Source organism: Amycolatopsis alba DSM 44262 (assembly GCF_000384215.1).
GTDB classification, from domain to species: domain Bacteria; phylum Actinomycetota; class Actinomycetes; order Mycobacteriales; family Pseudonocardiaceae; genus Amycolatopsis; species Amycolatopsis alba.
Window position 1 is genome coordinate 1,247,628 of record NZ_KB913032.1, and the last position, 26,002, is coordinate 1,273,629.

At 69.0% G+C, this 26,002-nt stretch carries 26 protein-coding genes; 11 read left to right on the forward strand and 15 right to left on the reverse strand.

What is annotated here, in order from left to right; all coding sequences use genetic code 11:
- Positions 1–4: 4 nt before the first annotated feature.
- A complete protein-coding gene (locus AMYAL_RS0105740; protein ID WP_020630358.1) occupies positions 5–781 on the reverse strand; it encodes a WXG100 family type VII secretion target in 777 nt (258 codons plus the stop codon).
- Between the two features lie 153 nt (positions 782–934).
- Here AMYAL_RS0105740 and AMYAL_RS0105745 point away from each other — a divergent pair, with 153 nt between their 5' ends.
- Entirely contained in the window at positions 935–4,876 is a 3,942-nt protein-coding gene (locus tag AMYAL_RS0105745; RefSeq protein ID WP_020630359.1) for a type VII secretion protein EccC, read from the forward strand.
- 6 nt (positions 4,877–4,882) lie between these two features.
- On the opposite strand, the gene AMYAL_RS50940 is transcribed toward AMYAL_RS0105745, so the two are convergent.
- The gene (locus AMYAL_RS50940) at positions 4,883–5,659 is read right to left on the reverse strand and encodes an ANTAR domain-containing protein (RefSeq protein ID WP_425332235.1); all 777 of its coding nucleotides are present in this window, start codon (positions 5,657–5,659) and stop codon (positions 4,883–4,885) included.
- A gap of 882 nt (positions 5,660–6,541) precedes the next feature.
- On the opposite strand from AMYAL_RS50940, the gene AMYAL_RS0105755 reads away from it, so the two are divergent.
- Complete coding sequence (locus AMYAL_RS0105755; protein WP_020630361.1) at positions 6,542–7,585, forward strand: HNH endonuclease signature motif containing protein; 1,044 nt, start codon at positions 6,542–6,544, stop codon at positions 7,583–7,585.
- A gap of 292 nt (positions 7,586–7,877) precedes the next feature.
- Here the strand turns inward: AMYAL_RS0105755 and AMYAL_RS0105760 are convergent, their stop codons facing one another.
- Positions 7,878–8,204 (reverse strand): hypothetical protein, encoded by a 327-nt coding sequence (locus AMYAL_RS0105760; protein WP_020630362.1) that lies wholly within the window; start codon positions 8,202–8,204, stop codon positions 7,878–7,880.
- 153 nt (positions 8,205–8,357) lie between these two features.
- Here AMYAL_RS0105760 and AMYAL_RS0105765 point away from each other — a divergent pair, with 153 nt between their 5' ends.
- Positions 8,358–9,056 carry a S1 family peptidase gene (locus AMYAL_RS0105765; protein WP_020630363.1) on the forward strand — a complete coding sequence of 233 codons (699 nt, stop codon included), beginning with the start codon at positions 8,358–8,360 and terminating at the stop codon, positions 9,054–9,056.
- A 69-nt stretch (positions 9,057–9,125) separates the two neighbouring features.
- Here AMYAL_RS0105765 and AMYAL_RS0105770 read toward each other — a convergent pair whose 3' ends face one another.
- The 3 genes from AMYAL_RS0105770 to AMYAL_RS0105780 form a co-directional block, all read right to left on the reverse strand.
- A complete protein-coding gene (locus tag AMYAL_RS0105770; protein WP_020630364.1) occupies positions 9,126–9,473 on the reverse strand; it encodes a hypothetical protein in 348 nt (115 codons plus the stop codon).
- Between the two features lie 12 nt (positions 9,474–9,485).
- Complete coding sequence (locus AMYAL_RS0105775) at positions 9,486–10,235, reverse strand: hypothetical protein (RefSeq protein WP_143267950.1); 750 nt, start codon at positions 10,233–10,235, stop codon at positions 9,486–9,488.
- A 127-nt stretch (positions 10,236–10,362) separates the two neighbouring features.
- On the reverse strand, positions 10,363–11,352 hold the full coding sequence (locus tag AMYAL_RS0105780; protein ID WP_020630366.1) for a hypothetical protein: 990 nt from the start codon (positions 11,350–11,352) through the stop codon (positions 10,363–10,365).
- 194 nt (positions 11,353–11,546) lie between these two features.
- On the opposite strand from AMYAL_RS0105780, the gene AMYAL_RS0105785 reads away from it, so the two are divergent.
- The 6 genes from AMYAL_RS0105785 (at position 11,547) to AMYAL_RS0105810 (ending at position 15,796) form a co-directional block, all read left to right on the forward strand.
- Positions 11,547–11,888: a WXG100 family type VII secretion target gene (locus AMYAL_RS0105785; protein ID WP_084702092.1), complete on the forward strand. Its 342-nt coding sequence runs from the start codon at positions 11,547–11,549 to the stop codon at positions 11,886–11,888.
- 21 nt (positions 11,889–11,909) lie between these two features.
- Complete coding sequence (locus AMYAL_RS0105790) at positions 11,910–12,212, forward strand: hypothetical protein (protein WP_020630368.1); 303 nt, start codon at positions 11,910–11,912, stop codon at positions 12,210–12,212.
- 109 nt (positions 12,213–12,321) lie between these two features.
- Positions 12,322–12,726 (forward strand): hypothetical protein, encoded by a 405-nt coding sequence (locus AMYAL_RS0105795; protein WP_020630369.1) that lies wholly within the window; start codon positions 12,322–12,324, stop codon positions 12,724–12,726.
- Entirely contained in the window at positions 12,723–14,030 is a 1,308-nt protein-coding gene (locus AMYAL_RS0105800; protein WP_020630370.1) for a WXG100 family type VII secretion target, read from the forward strand. The genes AMYAL_RS0105795 and AMYAL_RS0105800 overlap by 4 nt, the downstream gene beginning before the upstream one ends.
- A gap of 31 nt (positions 14,031–14,061) precedes the next feature.
- Entirely contained in the window at positions 14,062–15,408 is a 1,347-nt protein-coding gene (locus AMYAL_RS0105805; RefSeq protein ID WP_020630371.1) for an alpha/beta hydrolase, read from the forward strand.
- A gap of 10 nt (positions 15,409–15,418) precedes the next feature.
- A complete protein-coding gene (locus AMYAL_RS0105810; RefSeq protein WP_020630372.1) occupies positions 15,419–15,796 on the forward strand; it encodes a hypothetical protein in 378 nt (125 codons plus the stop codon).
- A 63-nt stretch (positions 15,797–15,859) separates the two neighbouring features.
- Here AMYAL_RS0105810 and AMYAL_RS0105815 read toward each other — a convergent pair whose 3' ends face one another.
- From AMYAL_RS0105815 to nadA, 4 genes are read right to left on the reverse strand one after another with little or no spacing between them, the layout of a single operon-like run.
- Positions 15,860–17,029, reverse strand: a complete 1,170-nt coding sequence (locus AMYAL_RS0105815; RefSeq protein WP_026466781.1) for a S8 family serine peptidase — start codon at positions 17,027–17,029, stop codon at positions 15,860–15,862.
- A 46-nt stretch (positions 17,030–17,075) separates the two neighbouring features.
- A complete protein-coding gene (gene nadC, locus AMYAL_RS0105820) occupies positions 17,076–17,966 on the reverse strand; it encodes a carboxylating nicotinate-nucleotide diphosphorylase (protein ID WP_020630374.1) in 891 nt (296 codons plus the stop codon).
- Positions 17,963–19,618, reverse strand: coding sequence for an L-aspartate oxidase (locus AMYAL_RS0105825; RefSeq protein ID WP_026466782.1), 1,656 nt, complete (start codon positions 19,616–19,618; stop codon positions 17,963–17,965). The genes nadC and AMYAL_RS0105825 overlap by 4 nt, the downstream gene beginning before the upstream one ends.
- A complete protein-coding gene (gene nadA / locus AMYAL_RS0105830) occupies positions 19,615–20,625 on the reverse strand; it encodes a quinolinate synthase NadA (protein WP_020630376.1) in 1,011 nt (336 codons plus the stop codon). The genes AMYAL_RS0105825 and nadA overlap by 4 nt, the downstream gene beginning before the upstream one ends.
- 122 nt (positions 20,626–20,747) lie before the next feature.
- On the opposite strand from nadA, the gene AMYAL_RS0105835 reads away from it, so the two are divergent.
- Complete coding sequence (locus tag AMYAL_RS0105835; protein ID WP_020630377.1) at positions 20,748–21,383, forward strand: NUDIX hydrolase; 636 nt, start codon at positions 20,748–20,750, stop codon at positions 21,381–21,383.
- Between the two features lie 40 nt (positions 21,384–21,423).
- On the forward strand, positions 21,424–22,140 hold the full coding sequence (locus AMYAL_RS0105840) for an LON peptidase substrate-binding domain-containing protein (RefSeq protein WP_020630378.1): 717 nt from the start codon (positions 21,424–21,426) through the stop codon (positions 22,138–22,140).
- A gap of 3 nt (positions 22,141–22,143) precedes the next feature.
- Here AMYAL_RS0105840 and AMYAL_RS0105845 read toward each other — a convergent pair whose 3' ends face one another.
- The 5 genes from AMYAL_RS0105845 to bioD all read right to left on the reverse strand — a co-directional run bounded on the left by AMYAL_RS0105845 (position 22,144) and on the right by bioD (position 25,943).
- Positions 22,144–23,193 (reverse strand): M48 family metallopeptidase, encoded by a 1,050-nt coding sequence (locus tag AMYAL_RS0105845; RefSeq protein WP_020630379.1) that lies wholly within the window; start codon positions 23,191–23,193, stop codon positions 22,144–22,146.
- A gap of 46 nt (positions 23,194–23,239) precedes the next feature.
- Positions 23,240–23,845, reverse strand: coding sequence for a DUF2567 domain-containing protein (locus AMYAL_RS0105850; protein ID WP_020630380.1), 606 nt, complete (start codon positions 23,843–23,845; stop codon positions 23,240–23,242).
- Between the two features lie 84 nt (positions 23,846–23,929).
- Positions 23,930–24,133: a biotin synthase auxiliary protein BsaP gene (gene bsaP, locus AMYAL_RS48340; protein WP_084702093.1), complete on the reverse strand. Its 204-nt coding sequence runs from the start codon at positions 24,131–24,133 to the stop codon at positions 23,930–23,932.
- Positions 24,120–25,136: a biotin synthase BioB gene (bioB, locus tag AMYAL_RS0105855; protein ID WP_020630381.1), complete on the reverse strand. Its 1,017-nt coding sequence runs from the start codon at positions 25,134–25,136 to the stop codon at positions 24,120–24,122. The genes bsaP and bioB overlap by 14 nt, the downstream gene beginning before the upstream one ends.
- A gap of 84 nt (positions 25,137–25,220) precedes the next feature.
- A complete protein-coding gene (bioD, locus tag AMYAL_RS0105860) occupies positions 25,221–25,943 on the reverse strand; it encodes a dethiobiotin synthase (protein ID WP_020630382.1) in 723 nt (240 codons plus the stop codon).
- Positions 25,944–26,002 lie beyond the last annotated feature (59 nt).

Sequence of the window (26,002 nt, forward strand, 5' to 3'; positions counted from 1 at the left end):
GAAGTCAGACGGAAGCCGGGCGGTAGACGCTGACCTTCGCCAGGCCGTTGATGTCCGCTTCGACGATTCCGTGGTTGTAGAGCAGCCCGCCTTCTCCGGCGATGGCGATGATCGGCTTGCTGTCGGAGAACAGGAGCGGTTCCACCACGACGACGTCTCCGCTGTGCACCCCGCCCGGCACGTCACCGAAGTTGCGCGCCGTACCGGCGTAGACCTCGATGACCCCGGCCCGCGCCTGGTTGTCGGCGTCACCGGCCAGCCAGTCGTTGAAGTCCGAGACGCCGTGGAACCGCGTGTCGGTGATCGGGTGGTCGCCGAGCTGCCCCAGCCGCGCGTCCCCCAGATAGCGCAGCACGTTGCCGACCGAAGACGGCTCGCCGTTGCCGCCGGCGCTGTCGTTGATGGCCAGCGTCGCCAGTTCGGACGCGTGCGAGTTCCCCCAGATCGACGACGTCGACCCCGCGCCGCCTCCGGGACGACCGCCGAATCCGCCCGCGACCGCCTCGTCGGCGGCCTGGTAGGCGTCGGCGCTGCTCTTGATGAAGCCGTTGATCTGCTGCAGCAGCTGCAGGAGCGTGCGTACCGCCACCACCTGCTGGCTCTGCATGGCCGTATTGGCCGCCGCCACCGCGCTGCCGAAGGTGGCGAACGACATCGGCTGCAGGACGGTGCGTTCGAGGTCGGCGACGACATTGATGCCCTGCATGATGATGCCGCCCAGGTTCCCGACCGCCGAGCGCATGGCCTCGGGCTCCGCCCGGTACTCGCCCGTGCCGACCATGGCTCTCCTTTTCTCGTTCCCCCACGTCTGCGTTGACCAGCAGCGTAAGTTCGCCACCAGACGTGAGCGGACGGCAAAAGTACCCACCGCAACGGCGGCACGAGTGGCCAGAATGATCGGCAGGATTACCCACAAGCGGCCAGAAAGACCCTGATGAGCACCCCTCGCGACCGCCTGCCGGCCCTGGGCGAGCAGCCCGGTGAAATCGTCCTGCAGTCCCCGCCGATGCTGCCGAAGGGCTCCTCCGGCGGAGCCATGCAGCTGCTGATGTTCATGCCGATGATGCTGGGCATGGGCGCCATGTCGTTCGTCTACATCGGACGCGACGGCGGGGTGATGACGTACATCTTCGGCGCGTTGTTCCTCACCGCGATGGTGGGCATGGTCGTGATGTCACTCGGGCGTGGCGGCGCGGCGAAGAAGGCCCAGATCAACGAGGAGCGCCGGGACTACCAGCGGTATCTGACCGGTTTGCGCGGCCAGGTCCGCGAAATCGCGGACAACCAGCGCGCGGCCATGGCGGCGTTGCAGCCCGATCCGGCGGATCTGTGGGCGTACATCGAGACCGGCAGGCTGTGGGATCGCCGCCGGTCCGACTCGCAGTTCGCGCAGGTCCGCGTCGGGACCGGGCCGCAGCGGCTCGCGACACCGTTGAAAGCGCCGCAAACCGTGCCGCTGGAAGACCTCGACCCGGTGTGCTCGACCAACCTGAAGCACTTCATCCGGACCTATTCGACGGTCGAAGGGCTCCCGGTCGCGGTCTCGCTGCGGTCGTTCGCGCAGGTCAACCTGTCCGGACGCCGCCCGGACACACTCGGGACCGCGCGGGCGGTGCTGACCCAGCTCGCGACCTTCCATTCACCCGGCGACCTGCGGATCGCGCTCTGCGTCAAGAACGACCGGCTGCACGACTGGGAATGGGCGAAATGGCTGCCGCATGTCGCCTCCACCGCCGCCGACGCCGCCGGTCCGCGACGGCTCGTCGACGCCGACTCCGGAAAGCTCGCCGACCTTCTCGGCCCCGACCTCGGCGACCGGCCCGCGTTCACCCGCCGTCCGGACTCCCGGCTGGATCTGCCGCATGTCGTCGTGATCGTGGACGGCGGGCACACCCTCGCGGACGCGCGGCTCGTCGCCGAAGAGGGCAGGCTCGGTGTCACGGTGATCGAGATCGGCTCGGAGCAGCCGCGATCGGTGTCGTCCGAACGGCTGTTGAGCCTGCACACGAGCCCGGAGCAGCTCGGGATGGTCGTCGGCGACGGGACCGAACAGCGGCTCGGTTTCCTCGGCACGCCGGACACCTTGGACCGCGGGGCCGCCGAGGCGCTGGCCCGGATGCTGACGCCGCTGTTCCAGGGCGCGGCGGTGGTCAGCGAGGCGCCGATGTCGGCGACGTTCGGACTGGCCGGGCTGCTCGGCATCGGCGATCCGCGCGACACCGACACCACGGTCACCTGGGCGCCGCGGTCGGCACGGGACCGGTTGCGGATCCCGCTGGGCATCAACCCCGAGGGCAGGCCGGTCGACCTCGACCTCAAGGAGTCGGCGGAAGGCGGGATGGGCCCGCACGGGCTGGTCATCGGCGCGACCGGGTCCGGCAAGAGCGAACTGCTGCGGACGCTGGTCACCGCGCTCGCCGTCACGCATTCTTCGGAGAAGCTCAATCTCGCGCTGATCGACTTCAAGGGTGGCGCGACCTTCGCCGGCATGACCGGGCTGCCGCACACCTGCGCCGTCATCACCAACCTGTCCGACGACCTCGCGCTGGTCGACCGCATGGCGGACGCGCTGAACGGTGAACTGCAGCGACGTCAGGAGCTTCTGCACGCGGCCGGGAACTACGCGTCGGTGCGGGACTACGAGAAGGCCAGGGAATCCGGTGTCAGCCTGCGACCCCTGCCGTCTTTGCTGGTGATCATCGACGAGTTCAGCGAGCTGCTGTCCTCCCGGCCGGAGTTCATCGACCTGTTCGTCGCGATCGGGCGGCTGGGGCGGAGTCTCGGGATCCACCTGCTGCTGGCTTCGCAGCGCCTGGAGGAGGGACGGCTGCGCGGGCTGGACTCGCATCTGTCGTACCGGATCGGCCTGCGGACCTTCTCCGCGTCGGAGAGCCGCGCGGTGCTCGGCGTCGCGGACGCCTACCAGCTTCCGCCCGTGCCGGGTTCGGCGTACCTGAAGTCCGACAACGACACCCTCATCAGGCTCAAGGCCGCGTATGTCTCGGGGGAGCTGCCGCCGCGCAGCAAGATCGTGCGCAAGGACGGGCAGAGCCTCGGGCTGATGCCGTTCACGCTGGCTCCGGTGGAGATCCCGGTGACCGTCGAGGCGGAGGAGCCAGTCGAAAAGGGGACCGGCGAGACGATCATCGGCGCGATGATCTCCCGGATCGAAGGCAAGGGCCCGGAGGCGCACCAGATCTGGCTGCCGCCGCTGGCCGAACCGCCCACTCTCGACCAGTTGCTGCCGCCGCTCGGCGAGGACCCTGCACGCGGTTTGTGCCCGCTCGGCTGGGGCGGCAACGGCAAGCTGATGATCCCGGTCGCCCTGGTGGACAAGCCCTTCGAACAACGGCGCGACATGCTGTGGGCCGATTTCTCCGGTGCCGCCGGGCACGCGCTGATCGTCGGGGCGCCGCAGAGCGGCAAGAGCACGCTGATGCGCGACCTCGCCGCGATGCTCGCGCTCACCCACACCCCGGAAGAGGTCCAGCTGTTCGTGCTGGACATGGGCGGTGGCGCGCTGGCGCCGATCGCCGGGCTGCCCCACGTGTCCGGCTACGCGACGAGGCGCGACGCGCAGCGCTGCCGCCGGGTGGTGGCGGAACTGACGACCCTGCTCGAACAACGTGAGGAGTTCTTCTCCGCCAACGGCATCGAGTCGATCACGACGTTCCGCCAGCGGCGTTCGGAGTTCCGAGAGAGCACGGAAGGCCGCGAATTCGGCGACGTCTTCCTGTTCGTGGACAACTGGACCACGATCCGCCAGGAATACGAGCAGCTGGAGGAACAGATCACCAGCCTGGCGTCGCGCGGGCTCGGTTTCGGCATCCACGTCGTCGTCTCGATCAACCAGTGGATGGGCATGCGGGCGCCGCTGCGCGACGCCATCGGCACCAAGTTCGAGCTGCGGCTGGGTGAGCCGGCGGACTCGCTGATCGACCGCAAGATCGCGCAGAACGTCCCGGCGGACCGGCCGGGCCGCGGGCTGACCGCGGACAAACTGCACTTCCTCGCGGCGCTCCCCCGCATCGATTCGGACCAGCGGCCGGACACGGTCGGTGCCGGCGGCCTCGATCTGAACCGGCGGATTTCCGCGGCGTGGAAGGGAAGCCCCGCGCCCGCCGTGCGCCTGCTCCCCGCCGAGGTGCCGCTGGACTCGCTGGAGGCCGGCCCGCGCAAGCAGGTCACCCTCGGCATCGCGGAGTCGAACCTGCAGCCGGTGTACCTCGATTTCGCCACCGAGCCGCATTTCGTGGCCTTCGGCGACGTCGAGTCCGGCAAGAGTTCGCTCCTGCGCGCGATCGCGCAGGGCATCACCGCCAAGTACTCGCCGGAGGAGGCGGCGATCGTGGTCGCCGACTACCGGCGCGGGATGCTGGGCGCGGTGCCGGAGTCGCATCTGCTCGGCTACGCCGGGTCCGAGACCGCGCTGACCGGGCTGATCGAACAGTGCCAGCAGGCCATGCGGAACCGGCTTCCCGGCTCGGATGTCACTCCCGAGCAGCTGCGGAACCGGTCGTGGTGGCGGGGCCCGGATCTGTTCGTGCTCGTCGACGACTACGAAATGGTCGCGACCGTCGGCCGGAACCCCTTGCAGCCGCTGCTGGAATTCCTGCCGCAGGCGAGGGACATCGGGCTTCACCTCGTTGTCGCGCGCGGGAGCGGCGGCGCCGGGCGTTCGCTGTTCGAGCCCGTGCTGCAACGGATCCGCGAGCTGGGTTCCCCCGGTCTCGTGATGTCCGGATCGCGGGACGAGGGCGCGCTGCTCGGCGAGGTCAAGCCGGGGCCTCAGCCCGCGGGTCGGGGCGTGCTGGTCTCACGGCGGCACGGGACGGGACTGGTTCAGGTGGCTTGGACGAAACCCGTGGAGGACTGAGGGCCGTCAGCGCTGGAGGTTCAGCTCGGCGGGGCCGTGTCCGTGGGCGACGTCGGTCGCCAGGGCCTTGAGTTTCATGCTCCGGCTGCGGGCGTACCCGCGCAGGCGTGCGAACGCTTCGTCCAGCGGGATGTGGAAACGTTCGGACAGCACTCCCTTGGCCTGTTCGATCGCGACCCGGCTGTGCAGTGCTCCCTCGAGCTGGTCGACGACCTGCTCGAGGCTGTTCACGCGGTCGTGGTGGGCGAAACATCCCATGGCCGCGTCCGTGAAGGCCTGGGCGATGCGCAGGTCCGTCACGGGGATCACCGGTTGCTTGGTGTTCAACAGGTTGAGCGCGCCGACCGTGGTCTCATGGGTGCGCAGCGGCACCGCCGCGATGGCGACGGCGCCGGCCTCGCGGGCGTAGGGGGCGAAGCGGGGCCAGCGTGCCGCGCCAGGACTGCCGTCCCAGAACCCGATCGGGGGAAGGACGGCGTTGTTACGGGCGATCTCCAGGGACGGGCCTTCACCGATGTCGACCTGGACTTCCTCCAGTTCCTGGCATCGCTTGTCGGACGCGGTGGCGTAGCGCACCACACCCTGGTCGTCGATCACGGTGGTACCGGCGCCTTGTACTCGCAAAAGGACATTCGCGTGCCGAGTCAGATCGTGAAGCAGATCCAGGGCATCGAAATCCGCGGTACGGTTCGACAAGTCGGCGGTGGCCTCGGCGATGCACGCTTCTCGTTCAGTGGCCGGCAAGGGAAGTAGCCAATCTGGGAAGGCCCACGCCCGGCTCAAGGTCGAGTCGTCGGCTCGCGTCGAACGCGGGGACCGGGTGACCTCAAGGGAAGTCATTTCGTGCCCGCTGACAGGGGCGCTCGCCTCGAATCCGCTTGACCCGTCCGAGGTCTCGCGCCGACTGGGTCCAGGTCGCAACGAAACCTCACGGTGCCGTGACGACGCTACACCGGGTTCCCGCGTTCGTATAAGGGCCATACAGGTCTACGGCGAGCGGGTCGGCGACGATGTCGATGCGGGGGCCTGGTCAGCGACAGGGAGTCAGGTTGTTCACTGCGGGCTCGGCGGTGAATTCGGCTCCGTTCAGGTAACCGATTTCACCGCCGAGCCCCGAGATTCTCGGTCAGGATAGCCTGACTCGACGTCGCGATGGGGCTCCACCGTCGTCTTTCGACGTCACCGGACCGGTGACGACCCTTGTCTTCGCCGCGGCTTCACATTGGGCAATGGACCCCATGGGGCACGGATTTCCACTTCTCCGTCCCACTTTACTGAAAGTGGCGCGGAATTCTCCCGAACCAGAAAAGCGATTCCTCTCACCACAAGGAGATCGGATCTCACTGTGACGAAAACACTTGGTGCGCTTGGGTTTCCATGGATCACGCCACACCGAACCCGATCCCAATGCTTCTGTCAGGATTGCCGCGCATACTGCTCACAGATTCCCTTTCACGCTCCACCTAAATCCGATCGCGCATTCGGTGGCGATCGAACTTGCGTTTGAGTACAGTTGCGGCCATGCCCCAAACTCTCGCTCCAAACCTGAAAGCCGCTCGTTTTCTGGACGCTGCGTTCGCCGAAGAAGTTTCACTTCGCGGTACGCAGGGTCGCCAGGTGCGCGCGTTGGCCGAATTCGCCGCGATAGGTGGCTCGCGAAGATCGATGACCGAGGAAGTCGCTTTGCGCTTCTCGGTCTCCCGTAATCGCGCGTCCCTGTTGCTGGAGATCTCCTGCGCTTTGGTGTCCCGGCTGCCGAACACGTTGGCGGCGCTGGACAAAGGCGACATCGACTTGTTCAAAGCGTCGAAGGTCACCCAGTTGACCCGTGATGTGTCGGACGAGGTCGCGACGCAGGTGGACGCGTTCATGACCGAACGCCTGGCCGGGCGCGATCCCGCGGCGATCCGCGGGTCGGTGAACTACGCGGTGCAGAAGTTCGATCCCGATGGGTACCGGGAGCGAGCGGCGAAGAAACGCGCCCTTCGACGCGTGTCGCTGAAACACGAGGACGAGACCATGTCCACCCTCTCGGGCCATCTTCCCGCCGAGGTCGCCGGCTCGATCTACGCCTCGATGAGCCGTGCGGCTCAGACACGCCGGAAGACGGACAAGTCCCGCACGCTCGAACAGCACCGCGCCGACCTGTTCGCCGAACGCCTGCTTGCCGAGGACGGCCACGGCGAACCCCGCCCGCACATCCATGTGTACGTGGATCTGCTGACCTTGACCGGCGCCCGCGACGACCCCGCGTTCCTCGCCGGATACGGCCCCATTCCGGACTGGCTCGTCCGCGAGATCGCCTCCAGCCCCGACTCGACGTGGTCGCGTTTGATCACCGATCCCGCCACCGGGCAGTTGCTGGAAGCGAGCCCGGAGACCTACCGGTTCCCGGCCTCACTCGCCCGGCTGATCAAGGCACGGGACCGGGAATGCACCCATCCCGGCTGCCACCGCCCCGCCGAGTTCTCCGAGATCGACCACATCACCGCCTGGACCCGCGACGGCCGAACCGATCACCACAACGGCCACGGGTACTGCAAGCTCCACAACCTGCTCAAAGAAGAACCGGGATGGTCGGCCGAGCCGACCGGCAACGGCGGCATGATCATCACCACCCCCAGCGGGCACACCTACAGCACGGCGCCCGAACCGCTCCACGGACCCCGCACTGAACCGCGCAAGGACGAGGACGAGCGAGCGGCGTGAGCAGGACGAACACCTGCACCTGTCCACCAACCCGCGACCCGCGGTGATCCTCTGCCACAGAAGCACGCTCTCCTGCGTCCCAAAGAACTTCACTCGATCCCCGGCGCAGGGCAAGGCATCGTTCGCTCCCGTATCCACCCTGAAGTCGATTCCTTCGTCCACCGCGGCAGGCATGGCGTCGATCAAGGTGTCGACGCCGAAGGTGAGCCAAGGGTCCGGTAACACGGTTGCGGACACCGGGTGATCCCTGACTTACCAGAACAGGAGCCACCGCTGAGGACGATCACCTGGACTACCGGCGAACACGCCGGGGTTCGGGCGGTCCGGGCAGTGGGTCGCCTCGCTCCATGCGGAACTCCGCGACCAGATCGAACAGCGCGGCCACCTGCTCCCCGTCACCGAGGTCAGGGAACGATGGGTCACGCTTTTCCAGCAAACCGGATACAACGGACGTCCATACCAAAGGCCCCGGATCCACCCATTCCTGAAATCCTCGCAGAACACGGTTTTCCGAAGCAACGTCGAACCCGCACAAGAACACACATGCTTCGCGAAGCGTCGCGATCCCATACGCGGAAGGCCGGAACCTGACGTCGGCCAGGCGGTCATCGATGTCCACGCCCGACTATCCCACCCGGACGGCCCAATACTTTCCTCGCATCGCTTACCGACTTCGGTAGGTTACAAAAGCCCTTACCGCCGCATAACTTGGTGAAACCGTTTCAAGTCGAAACGATCTCCCCGACGCAGGCCGAAGGGCGTATTCATGCGTATGTCCAAGATCGTCGCAACGGTGGCCGGCGCCGCCGCGGCGCTGACCCTTGCCGCAACCCCCGCAGCGAACGCGGGCCAGGACATCATCGGCGGCGGCACCGTGAGTTCCGCTCCATGGGGCGCCCAGATCTACTGGAACGACGCCACCGCGTTCGGCGGCTTCAACTGCTCCGGCACGATCATCGCCCCGCAGTGGGTCCTCACCGCGAAGCACTGCCTCAACGCCCCCGGCATGCACGTGAAGGTAGGGAACGTCAACCTCAACCAGGGCACGAATGCCGAGGTGGACCAGCAGAAGGCGGCCCCCAGTGGGGACATCGCGCTGCTGCACCTCAAGACCTCGGTCAGCACGACCTACATGAAGCTCGGCACCGCGAACCCGACCAGCGGTACCACCAACCAGATCTACGGCTGGGGCCGCACGCAGGGCAACAACCCGCCGTCGAGCGTCCTGAAGACGGCCAACGTCCGGATCACCGGGACCAGCAGCGACGCTTACGGCGGCCAGGCCATCGCCAGTGTCGGCGTCAACGGTTCGGCGTGGCACGGCGACTCTGGCGGCCCGCAGCTCTCGGGCGGCGTCCAGGTCGGCGTCTGCTCGACCGGCAGCAACTCCGGCACGAACCCGCAGGGCACCCAGAACTACGCCAGCGTCGCGGCGAGCCGCAGCTGGATCCGCACCACCGCAGGAGTCTGACCGCGGAGTCCGTCCGCGAAAGGGAATGGGGCTGTTCGAACACCAAACAGCCCCATTCCCGCTCGAAACCTACGCGAGGCCTACCTTGCCCAGCCAAGGCAATTCATCTTCGTAGTCGCACGCCGCCACCGCCGGGATCCCGGAACTTTGCGCCGCGGTCAAGATTCGGGAGACGATCCCGACGACCGAGGCGTTTTCGGTGTCCTTCCCTGGCACGACCTCAACGAAGACAGGCCAGCCGATGAAGCCCTCCGCCAACCCCCTGTCGGGGTTCTGCAGGACTTCTACGTCCATATCGGACAAGGCAAAGAGCCCGCGATCAGCGTGAACCCCCAGCGGCGCGGTCAAGAGATCGACGACCGCGCGGGTTCCCGCTCGGAAGAAGATCTTGCAGTACTCGTACCCCTCGTCAGCCATCGCTCAAGAACCTCAAGAGCACTTCGACTTCGGGTTGACCATCGACACCGAGCCGACCTTGTCTCCGTTCACGGTGAACTCGTAGACCCAGTCCGGTTTCCCGTCGACAGGCACCTGGAACCGGCCGTTGCCGCCGACCTTCATCCCCTTGGCGTCGTAGGCCGTCTTGAGGTCTGCAAGCGGCGAGCCTGCTCCGATCCCCTCGACCGTCTTCGCGTCCGAAGGAGCGGCGAGTTCACGCAGCCCGTCCTTGCCGAACGAGGCACCACCCGCGGCCACGAAGGCCTTGTCGCGTTCCTCCCGCTTACCCGCCAGGTCGGCGGACGCGAGAGCGGCGTCAGCGAGCAGTTGCGCGTCCTTGGCGGACTTCTCCGCCGATTTGGCGCTTTCCTCCGCGGACGCGCCCGGTTTCGGCTCCGGATCCGCCTGGAGCTCGTCGGCCTTCTTGTTCAGGTCCTTGGCCTTGGCCTCGATGTCGGCCTCCGCCTTCATCCTCGCCGGGTCGGGTGCAGGGCCCCCGGTGTAGGAGAAGTCAGTACAACCATCCAAATTGGACGTCGGCGCCGAAGCGAGCTTGCCGCCCGCCAGCGCCGCGTCCTTGGCCATCCCCAGGGTCAGCCCGCGATATCCCGCCGGGCCGAACGTCTCCGGTGCCGCCGGCTTGTCCGCTTCGGACGCCCCCGATGGCCCCGACGACCCCTGCGACCCAGATGACGAACACGCCACCCCGCCGATCAGCACCACCGCGGCGGTAAGCACCACTCCCGTGTGTCTGCCCGAAAACCGCCGATAAGTCCGCGTTTCATTCACGCTTACCCCCTTCATCGAACCGAAAGCTATCCGATTCCCGAGGGGGTCCCGAGTGGATTTCGCGGGGATACGGTGAAGATCACGTCAGCTGATGCATCGGCCGCGGCACCCTGAGCGAAAGCGCCGAACCGGCGGCCACGACGGCGAGGATCCCGGCGCCCGCGACCAGCGTCCAGAAGTCGGGGTGCACGATGGACTGCCCCCGCTGTGCCTGCCAGGTGAGCAGCGCCAGCAACCCCGCGAAGCCTGCCGAAGCGGTCCTCACCAGATTCCGCCGCACTAATTCCGATTCGAGCACGGGATATCGCCGGGCGAGCTTGAGCAGACCGAAAGCGACCAGGGGCAGCACCTGGATCGCGTGGATCCCGAAGAAATGCGGGATCCGCATGTCCCCGCCCACCGTGCTCCAGCCCACCACCGGCAGCCCAGGGCCACCGTCGGGCACCCCTACGGCGTGGGCTCCGACGATCGACGGCCGTTCGCCGGAGCGGAACTGGGCGCTCTGCTGTTCGTTCGGCCCGAACATCATCAGCGCGATCCCGATGCCCGCGACCGACAGCGCGGCGCCCGCTCGTAACGCAGAGTTCATCGCCCGGTCAGGAAGACGCTGGAACAGCAGGAGAACGGCGATCGCAGCGGTCGCGGCCCAGCCGGTGAAGGCGCCGTTCGCGACCATGTTGTTGATCCACTGGTCGGCCGGGGTCTCCTGGTTGAAGTGGAGGGTCCGGCCGCGGACGGCGATCTGCCAGAACAGCAGCGCCATGTCCATGCCCAGGCCGACCGCGAACACCGTCCCGAGCCACCAGCCGAGCCGCTTGCCCCTGGTCAGCTGTCCGATCAGCCAGGCCAGTGTCACCGCGTAGAGCCCCACGGAAATCGTGAACTTGAGGGGCTTGAGCCAAATGGGCGCGTTCACAAGGCTGCGATCGTCGAAAACGAGGCCGCCGAGCGCGATCACCCCGAGAGCCGCCATCGCCGCCGCCAAGATCATCAGCGGGCGATGCAGTACTGTCCTGGATCCCTTGTCCACCATGGATTTGAGGGTGCCGGTGAGCTCCTCATCGGACACTGGCGTACTCCCCCGGATCGACGGTAGGGAAGGCCCTACCTCCGACCTGTGGGTAATAGTGCCGTCACCGTGACCGGCAGTTGTGCCGTTTGACCGCACTCCTGTCTTTTCTAGCGTGTCCTTCACAAGAGCAGACAGGGCGTCCCCTGGTGCTCACCGGGATTTCCAGCGAGATGAGAGGAGGTGGCCCATCAATGACCGGTACGGGATATCAGGCAGACGCAGCTGCGATGGCGCGCGCCGTCCAGGGGTTCGAGGAAACCGCGTCGAACGCCAAGACCACGATGGCCAGCTTGGAGAGCGAGCTGACCCAGACCCTGCACAACTACAAGGGTGACCAGGCGGTCGCGTTCTGGGACCTGCAGCGCCGTCTGCAGGAGAAGATGACCGTCGCCGTGAACGAGCTCAACACGATGTCCCGCCTCGTTCACGAGAGCAACCGGAACTACAACTCCGGTGACGAGCAGGTCCGGGAAAGCCTGACCGGGGTAGCCGGAACCGTCGACCAGACCGTGATCCACCGGCTGAACCCCTGATCCGCGAGAGGACCACCAATCATGGCTGACGTCGTCGAAATCAACTTCGCCGCGCTGCAGCACAGCTCGGCCTCGCTGGCCGCCAAGGCCAAGGCGCTCACTTCTCAGCTCGAACAGCTGCACACCAACCTGCAGCCGATCACCCAGACCTGGTACGCCTCCGGCAGCTCCGCCGGTGAGGCCGCTCGTGCGTCTGAAACCCGCCTGCGCCAGGCCACCGCGGACATCGTGGCGATCGTCGCGCAGTTCGGTGGCAAGGTCGGCGACGCCCACGATCTCCAGCACAGCCTGGAGAACCGCAACCAGGGCCTGTTCGCCGGCTGATCCCCATCCGTCGGCCGGCCGGTGCTTTCACCCCCCTCGGCACCGGCCGGCCGGCTTTGCGCGTAGTCGTCCTTTGTTGGCATGGCCGATCACGAGAGAGCCGGGATCAATGCAAGACCAGTCGTACTACGTCCATCTGGAATCACTGAAGGACTTCGTGCGGGAACTGGAGACCCAGATCCATGCGATGTCCAAGCCGAACGACTTCCTGCTGACCCTGAGCGAGCACCCGCTGTTGTTCGGCGAGTTCGGGGAGGCGGGTTCCTTGAACAAGGCGCACCAGGCGGCCGTCGCCGAGATGCAGGGGCTGCTGGACCAGGTCAAGGGCGCGATCACCTTCGCGCAGGACGTCACCACGACCGTCGCGGACGGCTATGCCGCGGCCGATGACTCGGTCGCGGGCGACATGAACCACTCCAGCCAGCAGACCGGGCTGCTCGATCCGCTGCTCAACGTCCTCGGCGGCGTGCTGGGTGGCAACAGCGGCTCGAACGGCGGGGGGAACAAGGGATGACCGACACCGCGCACACGAACTTCGCCGCGTACTCCCACCAGCAGCTCTACGCGATGCTGCAGGCGGGCGACCCCAACACGGCACGCCACGCGGCCCACAAGTGGCAGTCCACCGGCTCCGGCCTGTTCGAACAGGCCGAGAACCTGACCGGCGAGCTGAAGGACTTCTCCGGCAGCTGGACCGGTGGCGCCGCCGACAAGTACCACACGATGATCACCGACCTGGTCGGCGGAATCCGCAAGGTCGCCCAGACCGCGAACGCGATGAACCACCTCCTCGAGGACGCGGCGGACGCGCTGGTGAAAGCCAAGAAGGAGATGCCGCCGCCGGTCGCGGTGCCGGACTGTTCTCCCGCCGACGTCGCCCTGGCGGTCAACCCGCCTCTGCTGCCCCCGGACTCGTCGCCTGCGACGATCATCAACGCCGCCCAGCAGCGGCAGCAGGCCATCGCGAACGTCGAAGCGCAGCAGCAGGCCGCGGGTGCGGCCAGCGCGGCGCACAGCAAGGCGATCGTGGTGATGACCCAGCTCGCGGGCGAGTACTCGACGGCGGAGGAGTCCATTCCGGCATCGCCGAACGCCGTCACCCCGCCGCCGGTCACCGGCGGCGGCTCGGCTCCGGGTGGCGGCTCCGTCGGCAACAACATCGGCGGAACGCCGGGTGTCGGCGTGCTGCCGGGCGACAACACGCACCCGTTGCCGTCTGACGGCTCCACCCCGCCCACCACCGGGCAGCCCGGCCAGCCTCCGAAGTCGAACCCGTTGTTCGGCGACATGTTCACCGCCGGTCTCGCGGCGGCTTCGGCCGCCGCGTTCGGCCGGTTCGGCTCGATCATGCCGCGCGTTCCGGGGTGGGCCAACGGCAAGAACCCGAACGAAGGCAAGGACAAGAACGGCGAGCCCGTCGGCGGCGGTGCCGGTGCGGCAGGCGCGACCGCGGGTGGCGCGGGCGGCGGCATCCCGATCGGCGGTGGCGGGGCTCCGTCGCTGGACGGCGGCGCGATCGGCGGCGGCGGGGTCTCCGGGCCCGGCGAAGTGCCCGCCGCGTTCTCCGGTCTGGCAGGCGACGGCGGCTCGGGCAGCGCGATGAGCGGGCTGGCGGGCGGCGCGGCCGGTGCCGCGGGCGCGGCGGCGGCCAAGGGCGCGATGCCGATGATGCCCATGATGCCGATGGGCATGGGCGCGGGCGGCGACATGGGCTCCGGACGACGGATCCCGCCGTGGCTCGTGGAGACCGAGAACGTCTGGGGTCAGTCGTCCCCGGTCGCTCCGGCCGTGCTCGGCGAAGAACCCGAACAGTACTGATTCCCCCTGAAATCGGAGAGGCGGCTCGGTGATGGCATCCAGTGCGGGCGGTTACCGAGTCGCCCCCGCCAGGCTCGAAGCGGCGGCGGCGGAACTCGAACAGCGGGCCGGCGTACTCAAAATCGCGCAGACCGCGCTGGCGGGTGAGAACGTCCCCGCCACCGCGTTCGGCCAGGTTTCCGCGTCCAGCGCGGCTTCGGCGACGTACACGAAGACGATCAAGGACGTCGCGGGCAAACTCGACGGCCAGATCACCAAAGCGACCGTGATCCACCAGGGCCTGACGGCGGCGGGCGGCGGCTACCGGCGCGCCGACGTCCAGGTCGCCGCGTCATACCGGGCGCTGATGCCGGAGAACCCGTTGCCCAAGGCCGGGAACCCGGCGGGCGTCGGCGGCGCGGCCGACACCGGGCAGTGGGCGACCGCGATCGCGGAGAACCGCACGAAGGTCTCCGACGCGCTGACGTCGGAACGCGAGCGGCTCGCGAACCTCCTGGCGAACGGCGGCAAAGCCGACGACATCGCGAACGCGCGCACCAGGATCGCGCTGTACGAGGACATCCTCGCCAACGACCGGCAGATCCTGCGGTTCGATCCGTCCGGCAACGGGCGCATCGCCGAACTCGTCGGCCGGATCGAGCCGGGCACCCGCAACGTCGGCCTTTTCGTCCCCGGCGTCAACACCTCGTTCCAGAATTTCCAGAGCTACGCCGACCTCGGCAAGAGCCTGGTCGCCGCGGACGCCACCGGGCGGACCGCGATGGTCGTCTGGGCCGACGGGGTCTTCCCCCAGAACGTCGTCATCGAAGGACCGGCCGCGCACTACGCGCAGACGATGGCGCCCGATCTCAAGGCGTTCGGCGACGAGCTGCGCGGCCAGATCGACAGCCACGCCGGTCCGGGCGTCGTGGTCACCGCCGTCGGGCACAGCTACGGCGGCGCGACCGTGGGACTCGCGGAGCAGCTCGGGCTCAAGGCCGACCAGGTGCTGCACGTCGAGTCCGCGGGCATGGGGCACGGGATCTGGAGCCCGAGCGATCTGCCTGCCAGCCAGGCCGGTGTGCAGCGCTACTCCATGACGGCCCCCTTCGACCCGATCGTGGTCGCGCAGGGCAACGCGGGCCTCTTCGAATGGCTCGGCGCCGGGCACGGAGCGGACCCCGACCGCTTCCCCGGCGTCGTCGAACTGGAAACCGGTCGCGACGCGAACGGCGATCTGCAGTGGGGCTTCGATTCCCACAGCGGCGTGCTCAAGCCGGGTTCGGATTCGTGGAACAACATCTACGGTGTGATCACGGGCGGACCGCTCACGCACGAAGGCTTCACGAGCGGCTCGCTGGGCGAGATGGTCGTCGAGGGCGTCGGCCGGGGTTTGTGAGGAGCACCAGATGATCACCAGGAACACCGAGCTCGACTCGCGGGCCGAGGATCTGACAGCGGTCATCGACGGCGTCGCGGGCACCTTCGGCAGCACCGCGGAGCGCACCGTCGAAGGCGAACTGGACTGCGACCCGACCCAGCCGGGCCGATTGCTCTGCTGGCAGTACGGCCTCCGGGTGGACGACGCGTCCGACGCGGTCCGCAAACTCGTCGACGTCGTGCTGCCACTGCTGGAAAGCCAGGGCTGGCGGGCACGCGACCGCAGCAACCCGCGCGAGCTGATCGCGCAGTTCAGCCGTGACGGCGCCGACTTCAACGTGCATGTCTCCCGCGCCGGCGACGGCGTGGCCATCGTGGGCTCGACGGCCTGCGTATCCGTCCCCTAGAACTCCGGGGGTCGCAAAAGACCTCGTGAGTGGCAGTGGTGTCCCCCAGTACACCGCTGCCGCTCACGAGGCGCGAAATCGCGAAGGCCGCCAGCCTCGGCGCTTGCCGCGCCGGACCGTGGCCACCACCACTCCCGCCGCGATGGCGACGGCCACCCCGACGATGGCGAGCACGCCGGAAACCTTGTCGGATCCCGCGCGGGCGGGTGCCGCCGCGGGGACGACGAAGGTGTCCGGGCCGACGCTCGGCGGTCCTCCCGGACCGGGCGTCCCGGCCGGGATCGCGGCGGAAACGGCGGCGTAGGCGTCGATCGCGCCCCAGCCCCGCCGGGGATCGTGCCCGCCGCTCGGGCCGCGCCGCGCGGTCAGCGTCAGCCGGGCGACGATCTGCTCGGGCGACAACTCGGGGTGATACGCGCGCACGAGCGCCGCGACGCCCGCCACATGCGCGGCGGCCAGGCTGGGATCGCTCACCGGCCACCGGTGCGCCACGGTGCCGCCCGCGCCCGCGGACGTGCTGACCAGTTCGGCTCCGGGCGCGGAAATCCCCACGTAGGAACCGGATTCCGTCTGTACCGCTTCGCCCGCCTGATTGGTCGAACCCACGGCGAGCACGCCGGGTGTCGCGGTCGGGTAGGACGTCTGCCCCTGCTGCGTCCCCGCGGCGGGAGAGACGATCAGCGCGCCTTTCTCCTTGGCGCGCGAAACGGCGCCGCCGAGCGCGGGGCTGTCGGAAGCGGCCGGGACGGCGATCAGGATGATCCCGGCGCCGCGGTTCAGCGCGGTTTCGATGGCGCCCGCGAGCTGCGCGGGATCGCCTCCGCCGTTCACCTGGGTGTAGCGGATCGGCAGGATCTTGGCGCCGGGCGCGATCCCGACGAATGTCGTGGACGGATCCGGCTGCGCGCCGACGATCCCGGCGGCGATCGTGCCCCGGCCGTCGCAGTCGTCGGACTGCGTGCCCTGGCCACCGACGAGCTGACCGGACGCGAACTGGCCGTTGCTCCCGTCGACTCCGGTGCCGATCACCGCGATCAGCTGGCCGGTGCCGCGCGACAGCGGCCAGATCCGGGCGGGATCGATCAGCCGCTGTCCCCACGGGACGGCCGCGGTGTAGGTGCCGGTCGGGTTCGCGCACTGCTCGGCGACCGCCGCCGACGGGACGGGAGCGCCGAGCAGAGCCACGACCGCCGCACTCCCCACAACGGCACTTTTACCGGCAAAGCCCACCATTCCTCCAGAATTCCCTTGTCACACAAGGAAATTCTAGTGCCGAAGGTCAGCGCAGGTCCATCCCGAGGTCGAGCGCGGGTGAGGAATGGGTGAGCGCCCCGACGGCGAGGAAGTCCACACCGGACGCCGCGTACGCCCGCGCCGCGTCCAGCCGTAACCCACCGGAGGATTCCAGCCGGGTCTTCGGCGAAACCTCGTCGCGCCTGTCGACGGCTTTCGCGCACTCGTCCGGCGTGAAGTTGTCCAGCAGTACCTCGTCGGCTCCCGCGGCGAGCGCCTCTTCCAGTTGATCCAGGTCGTCGACCTCGACCTCGCAGTGCAGTTCGGGCGCGTGTTCGCGAGCGGCGGCGAGCGCGGCGGTCACCGAACCCGCGGCGACCACGTGGTTGTCCTTGATCAGCACCGCGTCGCCGAGCCCGAGCCGGTGGTTCACCCCGCCGCCCGCGCGGACGGCGTACTTCTCCAGCAACCGCAGTCCGGGCAGGGTCTTGCGGGAATCCCTGACCCGGCAACCGGTTCCCTCCATCGCGGCCACCCAGGCGGCGGTCGCGGTGGCGATACCGGACAGGTGACACAGCAGGTTCAGCGCGGTGCGTTCGGCGGTGAGCAGGCCACGCACCGGACCGCGGACGACCAGCGCGGGCTCGCCGGCGGTCAGCCGGTCACCGTCGTCACGGGCGGCCAGGATCTCCAGGCCCGAACCGAGCACGACGTCGAACACCGCCAGCGCCACCGGGATCCCGGCGACCACACCGGCCGTCCTCGGTGTGAGTTCGGCGAGCGCGTTCGCGGACTCGGGCACGGTGGCGTTCGTCGTCGCGTCGGGCCCGTAGCGCAGGTCTTCGGCCAGCGCCGTGGTGACGACGCGCCGCACATCGTCGACGTCGAGACCGTGCTCGGCCAGCGCCTTGGTGACCCACGGGGAGAATTCGGTCATGCCACACCCTCCAAAGCGATCGGATCGGCCAGCACCGGCTGCCCCGACGGGCTGAGCCGGATGAGCTGACCGCGTTGCCAGGCATTGTCGTCACGTTCGGGGAAGTCGGTCCGCACGTGACAGCCACGGGATTCCGTCCGGCGCGCGGCCGCCGCGACCAGGGCCTCCGCGACCAGCGTGAGCGCCGCGTCCTCGACGGTCCGAGGAGTCCACAAAGGACTCTCGGTCATCGAGAGATCCAGCACCGAGCCGACCACCGAAAGGCCTTCCGCGTCCCGGCCGATCGCGGCGTAACGGCTCATCGCCCGCTGCATCGAGTCGCGGTCGGCCACCGGGACGGTCGCCCTCGACGCGAGCACGCCACGCCTGGGGTCGCCGAGCTGTCCGGTGGCGAGGTCCGCGGCGACCGCCTCGGCCACCCGCCGCCCGACGACCAGACCTTCGAGCAAACTGTTGGAGGCCAGGCGATTCGCGCCGTGCAGGCCGGTCCTCGCGACCTCTCCCGCCGCGTAGAGCCCACGGACAGCGGACCGTCCGTCCACAGTGGTCACCACGCCGCCACAGGCGAAATGCGCAGCGGGCGTGACCGGGATCGGTTCCTTCGCCGGGTCGAGCCCGAGCACCGCGCACGCCGCGTGCACGGTCGGGAACCGCTTCGCGAACCCGGATATCCCTGTGGCGTCGAGGAAGACGTGATCGTCGACCCCGCCGGGCGCCTGTGCCATCCGGCGGGTGATCGCCGCCGAAACGACGTCACGGGGCGCGAGATCACCGAGCGGGTGCACCCCGCGCATCACCGAAGCGCCCGTCGCGTCGTGCAGGGTCGCGCCCTCGCCGCGCACTGCCTCGGTGACCAGCGGGAGGCGGCCGCGCGCGCCGGGGGTGAACAGGACGGTCGGGTGGAACTGGACGAATTCGATGTCCGCGACCTGCGCTCCCGCCCGCAACGCGAGCGCCAGCCCGTCCCCTGTGGCGAGCGCCGGATTCGACGTCGCCTGGTAGAGCTGCCCCAGTCCGCCGCTGGCCAGCAGCACCGCCGCCGCCCTGACGACCCCTGGCACACCGTCATGGTCCAGGACGGTCACGCCGACGACCTCGCCCGAGGGCGTGCGGATCGCGTCGACGGCGATGTGGTGCTCCAGCACCGGGATCCGGCGGCCACCGGTCTCCGCGACCAGCGTCCGCTCGACCTCCGCGCCGGTCGCGTCGCCACCGGCGTGAATGACGCGGAACGCGCTGTGCCCGCCTTCCCGCGTGCGGGCGAGCTCTGTCCGCCCTTCGGCCGCCGGGTCGAAACGGGCGCCCGCGGCGCGCAGCCTGGCCACCGCGGCCGGGCCGCCCACGATGATCGAGCGGACGGCGCCCTCTTCGCAGAGCCCGGCACCGGCGGTGAGCGTGTCCTCGGCGTGCTTGCCGACCGAGTCGCCCTCCTCGTGCTCACCTTCCAGCACGACCGCGATGCCGCCTTGGGCCCAGCGGGTGTTCCCGTCGGAGACCGTCGCCTTGGTGACCACCAGGACGTGCAGTCCGAGTTCCTGGGCGCGCAGTGCGGCGGTGAGCCCGGCCACTCCACTGCCGATCACCACGAGATCGGCGGCGGCCTCCCAAACGGGATGGGTTTTCGCCTGAAGGGCGCTAACCGGGCCGGTCATTCTCCGCCGCCAGGCTGCCCGATCTCGATCATGCGCTGCACGGAAGCGCGGGCTCGGGCGGCGGTCTCGATGTCGACGTGGACCTCGTCGGCGCCCTCGCGCAGCGACCGCAGCAGGGCGGCGGGGGTGATCATCTTCATGTACCGGCAGGACGCCCGATCGTTCACCGCGCGGAAGTCGATCTCCGGCGCGGCCTTGCGCAACTGGTGGATCATCCCGATCTCGGTGGCCACGAGGACCGACTTCGCCTTGGTGTCGCGGGCGGCGTGGACCATGTCGCCGGTCGAGAGGATCTTGACCCGCTCGGGGGCCACGGCACCCTCTCCGGCGAGGTACAGCGCCGAAGTCGCGCAGCCGCATTCCGGGTGGATGAACAGGTCCGCGTCCGGGTTCTCCGAGGCGCGCTCGGCCAGTTCGGCACCGTTGATCCCGGCGTGCACGTGGCATTCCCCAGCCCAGATGTGCATGTTCTCCCGGCCGGTCACGCGTTTGACGTGCGCGCCGAGGAACTGGTCCGGCAGGAACAGAACCTCCTGGTCAGCGGGGATGGAGGCGACGACGTCGACGGCGTTCGACGAGGTGCAGCAGATGTCGGTCTCCGCTTTGACCTCGGCCGTGGTGTTCACGTACGACACGACGACCGCGCCGGGGTGCTCGGCCTTCCAGGCGCGCAGCTGGGCGCCGGTGATCGAGTCCGCGAGCGAACAGCCTGCCCGCGCGTCCGGGATCAGGACCGTCTTCTCGGGCGCGAGAATCTTCGCCGTCTCGGCCATGAAGTGCACGCCGCAGAAGACGATGGTGGACGCGTCGCTGCTCGCCGCGATCCGGCTGAGCGCGAGGGAATCGCCGGTGAAGTCGGCGATGTCCTGGATCTCGGGAACCTGGTAGTTGTGCGCGAGCAGGACGGCGTCACGCTTGCGAGCGAGGCTCCGCACCTCCTCGGCCCAAGCCGCGTCGGCGACGACGCCACCGTAGGGAGTCAGGTCGTTCTCAAACGTGATCGTCATCGTTCTGGCCCTCCGGACCGATTTGTCCACTGTCGGTTTTCGCCTTACAATCGAAAACCGTGCGAAGTCATCTTAACACCCAGACCCCCCTGGCCCACGAGGTTTTGGGAGCGGTACTGCAAGTGCGCTCGGACACACTCCGGGTCCTGCTGTGGCGCCGCGCGCTCGATCCGCATCTGGGCCGCTGGTCCCTTCCCGGCGGCAGGCTTCGCCCGGATGAAGACGTCGAGGCGTCCATTCGGCGGCAGCTCGCGGAGAAGGTCGACGTACGCCAGTTGAAGCATGTGGAGCAGCTGGCCGTGTTCAGCGCACCGGACCGGGTACCGGGCCCGCGTGTCGTCGCGACGGCGTTCCTCGGCCTCGTACCGTCCGATGTGGACCCCGAGATTCCCGAAGACACCGAGTGGCACGACGTTTCCGAACTGCCGCGGACGGCGTTCGACCACGAGTCCATCGTGCTGCGCGCGCGGGACCGGCTCCGCTCGAAGCTCTGCTACACGAATCTCGGGTTCGCGCTCGCCCCGGAAGAGTTCACCGTTTCGGCGTTGCGGGGACTGTATTCGGCTGCGCTGGGTTACCGGGTGTCCGCGACGAACCTGCAGCGTGTGCTGTCCCGGCGCGGACTGCTCCTCCCCACCGGGCACACCGCTCCGCCAGGGCGCAGCGGCGGCCGTCCGGCGGCACTCTTCTCCTTCGCGGGCAAGGGGATGCAGATCACCGACCCGTTCGCCGTGTTCCGGCCGCCCGCCGGAAAGTGACCGTCCTGCGAAGTCCTCGCGGTCCCCGTACCTTGAACGGGTGACCGAGCCGAGCGATGAGTCCACCGGGAAGGCGATCTTGCCGCTGTTCCCGCTACAGACCGTGCTTCTGCCCGGAACGCATCTCCCGTTGCACATCTTCGAGCCGCGGTACCGGCAGCTGATGGCCGACCTCGTCGGCGACGTCGTCCCGGACCGCGAGTTCGGCGTCGTCGCGCTGCGTTCGGCGATGATCAGGGAGGTGAGCGGGCCCGAGCACGTCCACGAGGTCGGCTGCAGCACGGTGCTGCGCGAGGCGAAACGGCTGCCGGACGGCAGATTCGACGTCGTCACCACCGCGCGGCGCCGGTTCCGGCTGCTGGAGATCGACCGCGTTTCCGCGCCGTACCTGATCGGCTCGGTCGAGTGGGTGCCCGACGACAGGGTCGCCTCGGTGCACGGAGACACCGTGGCCAGGCTCGCCGACGTCGCCAAGGCCGCGCACCGGCGCTACTGCGAGTCCGCCTGGAACGCCGACGACTGGACCACCCCGCCCGACGACGGTGACATCGCGGCGCTCGCGTACCGGCTCACCGCGGACTGCCTGCTCCCGCTGGAAGACCGGCAGCGCCTGCTGGAGGAGACCAACCCGCTGCGACGGCTGCGGATCGCGTGCCGTCTGCTGACGCGGGAGGCCGGGTTCCTCAGCACCCTCGGCGCGGTACCGATGCCGCTGGAGGAACTCGGCGAGTTCACGCGCCCCTCGAACCTGAACTGAGCCCTATTTGCCGGACTCCGAAGCACCTTCGCCGGAACCGTTGCCGAACTTGCTCCACACCTTGCCCGCCGCCCCGGACACCGCCTCGCCGACGTCGCTGAACACCTTCGTCAGCGGGTCCGCGGAGCTGTTCCAGGAGTCCTTGTACGACTTCGCGGCCGACTTCAGGTCGTCGGTCCAGGTGGAGGACGGCGCGTCCGCGTCGCGGCGCGGGTACTCGCCCGCCAGGATGCCCCGGTACTCCTCCGAAGCCGCCCACTTCTGCAGCTGCGCGGCGCGCACGACGGCCAGCGGATGCGACATCGTCTCGACGTAGCGGAGCTTCAGGTAGCTGTCGCGGATGTCGTCGACCGATTCGTACTCCGCCGCCTGCTGCAGGAAGGCGGGGATGTCGATCTTCGACGGGTCGATGCCGCCCGCGACCAGGATCTGCGACCGCAGCGCCGCGGTCGGGTCCTGCGAGCACAGCAGCCCGGCGCGGTCGCAGGACAGTTCGGCCTTGCGGTACCACTCGCGCAGCGCGGCGATGACGACGCGGATGCCGATGGCGCTCACCGGCGTCCACGACATCGACATCTGCAGGCCGATCAGCCGGATCATGATCGTGCGGTACACCGCGTGCCCGGACAGCACGTGCCCCATCTCGTGCCCGATCACGAACCGCAGCGACGCGAGGTCCATCGCCTCGACGGCCGCGGTGTTGAGCACGATGAACGGCTCGTCCATCCCGATCGTCTGCGCGTTGACCTCGGGGCTGCGGGCGACGAACAGGTTCGGCACCCGCTCGAGGTCGAGGGCCTCGGCGCATTCGTTGCGCAGCTTGTCCAGTTCCGGGTACTGCTTCGGGCCCACCCGGATCCCGGAAGCGAGCGCCATGAGCCGCTCACCGCGTTCGGCGTAGAAGCCCGAAACCGCCTTCACGACCTGTGCGAATCCGGGGACCGCGCGCAGGGTGGCCAGTGCGCCGCGGTCCACGGGGTGTTCGTAGGCGCGCGGGCTGATGCCTGGGAAGCGGACGGCGTTGTGCCGGGAAACCTCGATGTCGTCAGTCAAGAGAAAGCCCCCTAGAGAAGTTGCCGCCCACCCTAGAGGAAATTCGTCAGCCGAGGCGGCGGCCCAGGTCTTCTCGCCCGTTCCACGCGGTCAGCAGCGTGTACGCCAGCGCGGTCATCAACGGCGCGGCGAGCATGATCCACGGCGATTCGATCTGCGGGGCCTTCGCGATGACGTCGCCGACGGCCGGCGCGGAGGCGATCTCGTAGCGGCCGTTGGCGAACGAGACGCCCATCGTCGTGCCCAGCCAGCCCGCGAGGGCCGCGCCGCCGGTCGCGGCGATCAGCACGACCGGGCCGCGGCGCTCCCGCAGCAGCCAGGTCACGATGCCGATCAGCAGCCCGGCGCCGAGCGCGAGGAAGCCGTAGATGGCGAGGTCGTCGAAGCGGTGCCAGCTCTCGAGTTCCAGCGGCGCGAGGCCGCCGCGGTCGTTGATGACCCGCATCCGCTGCGGCGGCGCGAGCCGTGACCACAGCCAGGCCAGCGGGAAGCCGAGCAGCCCCGCCGTGGACAGCACGCTGACCGCCGGCAGCAGATCGGCCTTGACGACGACCTTCGGGTGCGGGCGGCGCGGCCTCGGCAGCACGGGCACCGACCAGGGGTCGGGCACGCTGGAAGACAGGTGTGCCGGTTTGCCCGTCGTCTCGCCCAAGCCGGACTCCTCCCTCACGCTGCTTGTGCAGAGCGTAACCAATGACGCTCCCAGCGCACGCAACCCGGCACCGAATCGCGGGAGTCAGCCGGCGAGTTCACCGTGACGGCTGCACCGGGCCGTCCAGCCGGCCGGGGTGATCTGGACGACCATCCGCCGCGCGCAGAACGTGCAGTAGCGCGGCGGTTCGAGTGCCGTTCTCGGGTTGTGACAGGCGGGATGTTCCGCGCCACCGTCGGATGTCTGTCCACAGTGGACGCAGAACGACGGTCGGTCAGAGGACGTCACTGATCGCCTTCACCGGCATCTTCAGCTCGTCGAGCATCTCCAGGTCCGCGGTGGCCGGGCGGCCGAGGTTGGTCAGGTAGTTGCCGACGATGATCGCGTTGATACCGCCGAGCATGCCCTGCTTGGTGCCCAGGTCGCCGAAGGTCAGCTCACGGCCGCCGGAGAACCGGAGCAGCGGGCGGGGCATCGCCAGCCGGAACGCGGCCACGGTGCGCAGCGCGTCCTTGCCCTCGACGATCTCGTAGCCCTCGTACGGCGTCCCCGGCTGCGGGATGAGGAAGTTCATCGTGCACTCGTCCGGGTTCAGCTCGGCCAGCTGCGCGGCGAACTCGGCGCGCTGTTCGACGCTCTCCCCCATGCCGATGATGCCGCCGCAGCAGACCTCCATGCCCGCCTCGCGGATCATGCGCAGCGTCTCCCAGCGCTCTTCCCACGTGTGCGTGGTGACGACGTTCGCGAAATGCGAGCGCGCGGTCTCCAGGTTGTGGTTGTAGCGGTGCACGCCCATCTCGACGAGCTCGTCGACCTGTTCCTGGGTGAGCATGCCGAGCGAGCAGGCGATCTGGATGTCGTTGCCGTCCTCGCGGATGGCCTTGATCCCCTCGCGGACCTGTGAGAGCAGCCGTTTGTCGGGGCCGCGGACGGCGGCGACGATGCAGAACTCGGTCGCGCCGGTCTCGGCGGTCTGACGGGCGGCCTTGACCAGGCCGGGGATGTCCAGCCACGCCGACCGCACCGGCGTCGGGAACCGGCCGGACTGCGAGCAGAAGTGGCAGTCCTCGGGGCAGCCGCCGGTCTTGAGGCTGATGATGCCCTCGACCTCGACCTCGGGGCCGCACCAGCGCATCCGGACCTCGTGAGCCAGCGCCAGCAGGTCGGTCAGGTGTTCGTCGTCGAGCCGCAGGACCTCGACGAGCTGCTCTTCGGTGAGCCCGACACCACGCTCGAGGACCTGGTCACGCGCCACGGCGAGGATGTCGACGGTCTCCGGGGCTGTGGTCACGAGGCGGCTCCTGTTCGGGGTGGGGCATCAAAGCGAAGGCACATCATCGTGCATGACCGGGCGCCTCGCACACAGCGACGCACATCACTTCTGCGCCGAGGCCCTGCCGACGAAGCATTCCGGGTCGAACTCGCCGCCGAACCACGGTGAGAGACCCGCCCTGGCCCGCGCGGCGAACTCCTCGGGTTCGGCGTCCCCGAGACCGGCGGGCAGCACGCCCAGCAGCGGGGCACCGGCGGCGACCGGCAGATCCTGCAGGTTCGACACCGAGGCCAGGTCCGGGTCCTCCGGCCACGAGCCGATGATCACCCCGGCCACGGTGAGCCCGCGTTTGGTCGCGACCTCGGCGGTCAGGGCGGTCGCGTTGAGCGTGCCCAGCCCGGCCTCGGCCACGATGATCACCAGGGCGCCGAGCGACCAGGCGACGTCGGCGAGCGAGGCGCCGTCGGCGTCGAACCGGACCAGCAGGCCGCCCGCGCCCTCGATGAGCGTGAGGTCGTGCTCGCCGTCGAGGTCGCTCGCGGCCGCGGCGATCTCGCTCGGCGGCAGCGTCGGCAGGCCCGAAAGCCTGGCCGCCGCCTCCGGTGACAGCGGATCCGGGTACCGCCGCAGCTCACGAGTGGTGACCGGACCGGCGAGGCGCAGGACGTCGGCGAGATCACCCGGCTCGTCCGGGCCGACCCCGGTCTGCGCCGGTTTCAGCACGGCGACGCGTTGGCCCTGCCCGGCGGCCAGCGCGGCGATGGCGGCGGTCGTGATCGTCTTGCCGACACCTGTCCCGGTGCCGGTTATGACCAGCATGCTCACGTGCGTTGAATCTAGTCTGCGGGGCGCAGCCCCTCCGTTGAGGGTGGTGGCGGGGCGGG

Bases quoted from the DNA above. Each gene is read 5' to 3' on its own strand.
- AMYAL_RS0105800 (WP_020630370.1), top strand. From the start codon at position 12,723: ATGACCGACACCGCGCACACGAACTTCGCCGCGTACTCCCACCAGCAG.
- AMYAL_RS0105815 (WP_026466781.1), bottom strand. From the start codon at position 17,029: ATGGTGGGCTTTGCCGGTAAAAGTGCCGTTGTGGGGAGTGCGGCGGTC.
- AMYAL_RS0105740 (WP_020630358.1), bottom strand. From the start codon at position 781: ATGGTCGGCACGGGCGAGTACCGGGCGGAGCCCGAGGCCATGCGCTCG.
- AMYAL_RS0105770 (WP_020630364.1), bottom strand. From the start codon at position 9,473: ATGGCTGACGAGGGGTACGAGTACTGCAAGATCTTCTTCCGAGCGGGA.
- nadA (WP_020630376.1), bottom strand. From the start codon at position 20,625: ATGACGATCACGTTTGAGAACGACCTGACTCCCTACGGTGGCGTCGTC.
- AMYAL_RS0105755 (WP_020630361.1), top strand. From the start codon at position 6,542: ATGACCGAGGAAGTCGCTTTGCGCTTCTCGGTCTCCCGTAATCGCGCG.
- AMYAL_RS0105805 (WP_020630371.1), top strand. From the start codon at position 14,062: ATGGCATCCAGTGCGGGCGGTTACCGAGTCGCCCCCGCCAGGCTCGAA.
- AMYAL_RS0105810 (WP_020630372.1), top strand. From the start codon at position 15,419: ATGATCACCAGGAACACCGAGCTCGACTCGCGGGCCGAGGATCTGACA.
- AMYAL_RS0105795 (WP_020630369.1), top strand. From the start codon at position 12,322: ATGCAAGACCAGTCGTACTACGTCCATCTGGAATCACTGAAGGACTTC.
- AMYAL_RS0105745 (WP_020630359.1), top strand. From the start codon at position 935: ATGAGCACCCCTCGCGACCGCCTGCCGGCCCTGGGCGAGCAGCCCGGT.
- nadC (WP_020630374.1), bottom strand. From the start codon at position 17,966: ATGACCGAATTCTCCCCGTGGGTCACCAAGGCGCTGGCCGAGCACGGT.
- AMYAL_RS0105765 (WP_020630363.1), top strand. From the start codon at position 8,358: ATGTCCAAGATCGTCGCAACGGTGGCCGGCGCCGCCGCGGCGCTGACC.
- AMYAL_RS0105785 (WP_084702092.1), top strand. From the start codon at position 11,547: ATGACCGGTACGGGATATCAGGCAGACGCAGCTGCGATGGCGCGCGCC.
- AMYAL_RS0105825 (WP_026466782.1), bottom strand. From the start codon at position 19,618: ATGACCGGCCCGGTTAGCGCCCTTCAGGCGAAAACCCATCCCGTTTGG.
- AMYAL_RS0105790 (WP_020630368.1), top strand. From the start codon at position 11,910: ATGGCTGACGTCGTCGAAATCAACTTCGCCGCGCTGCAGCACAGCTCG.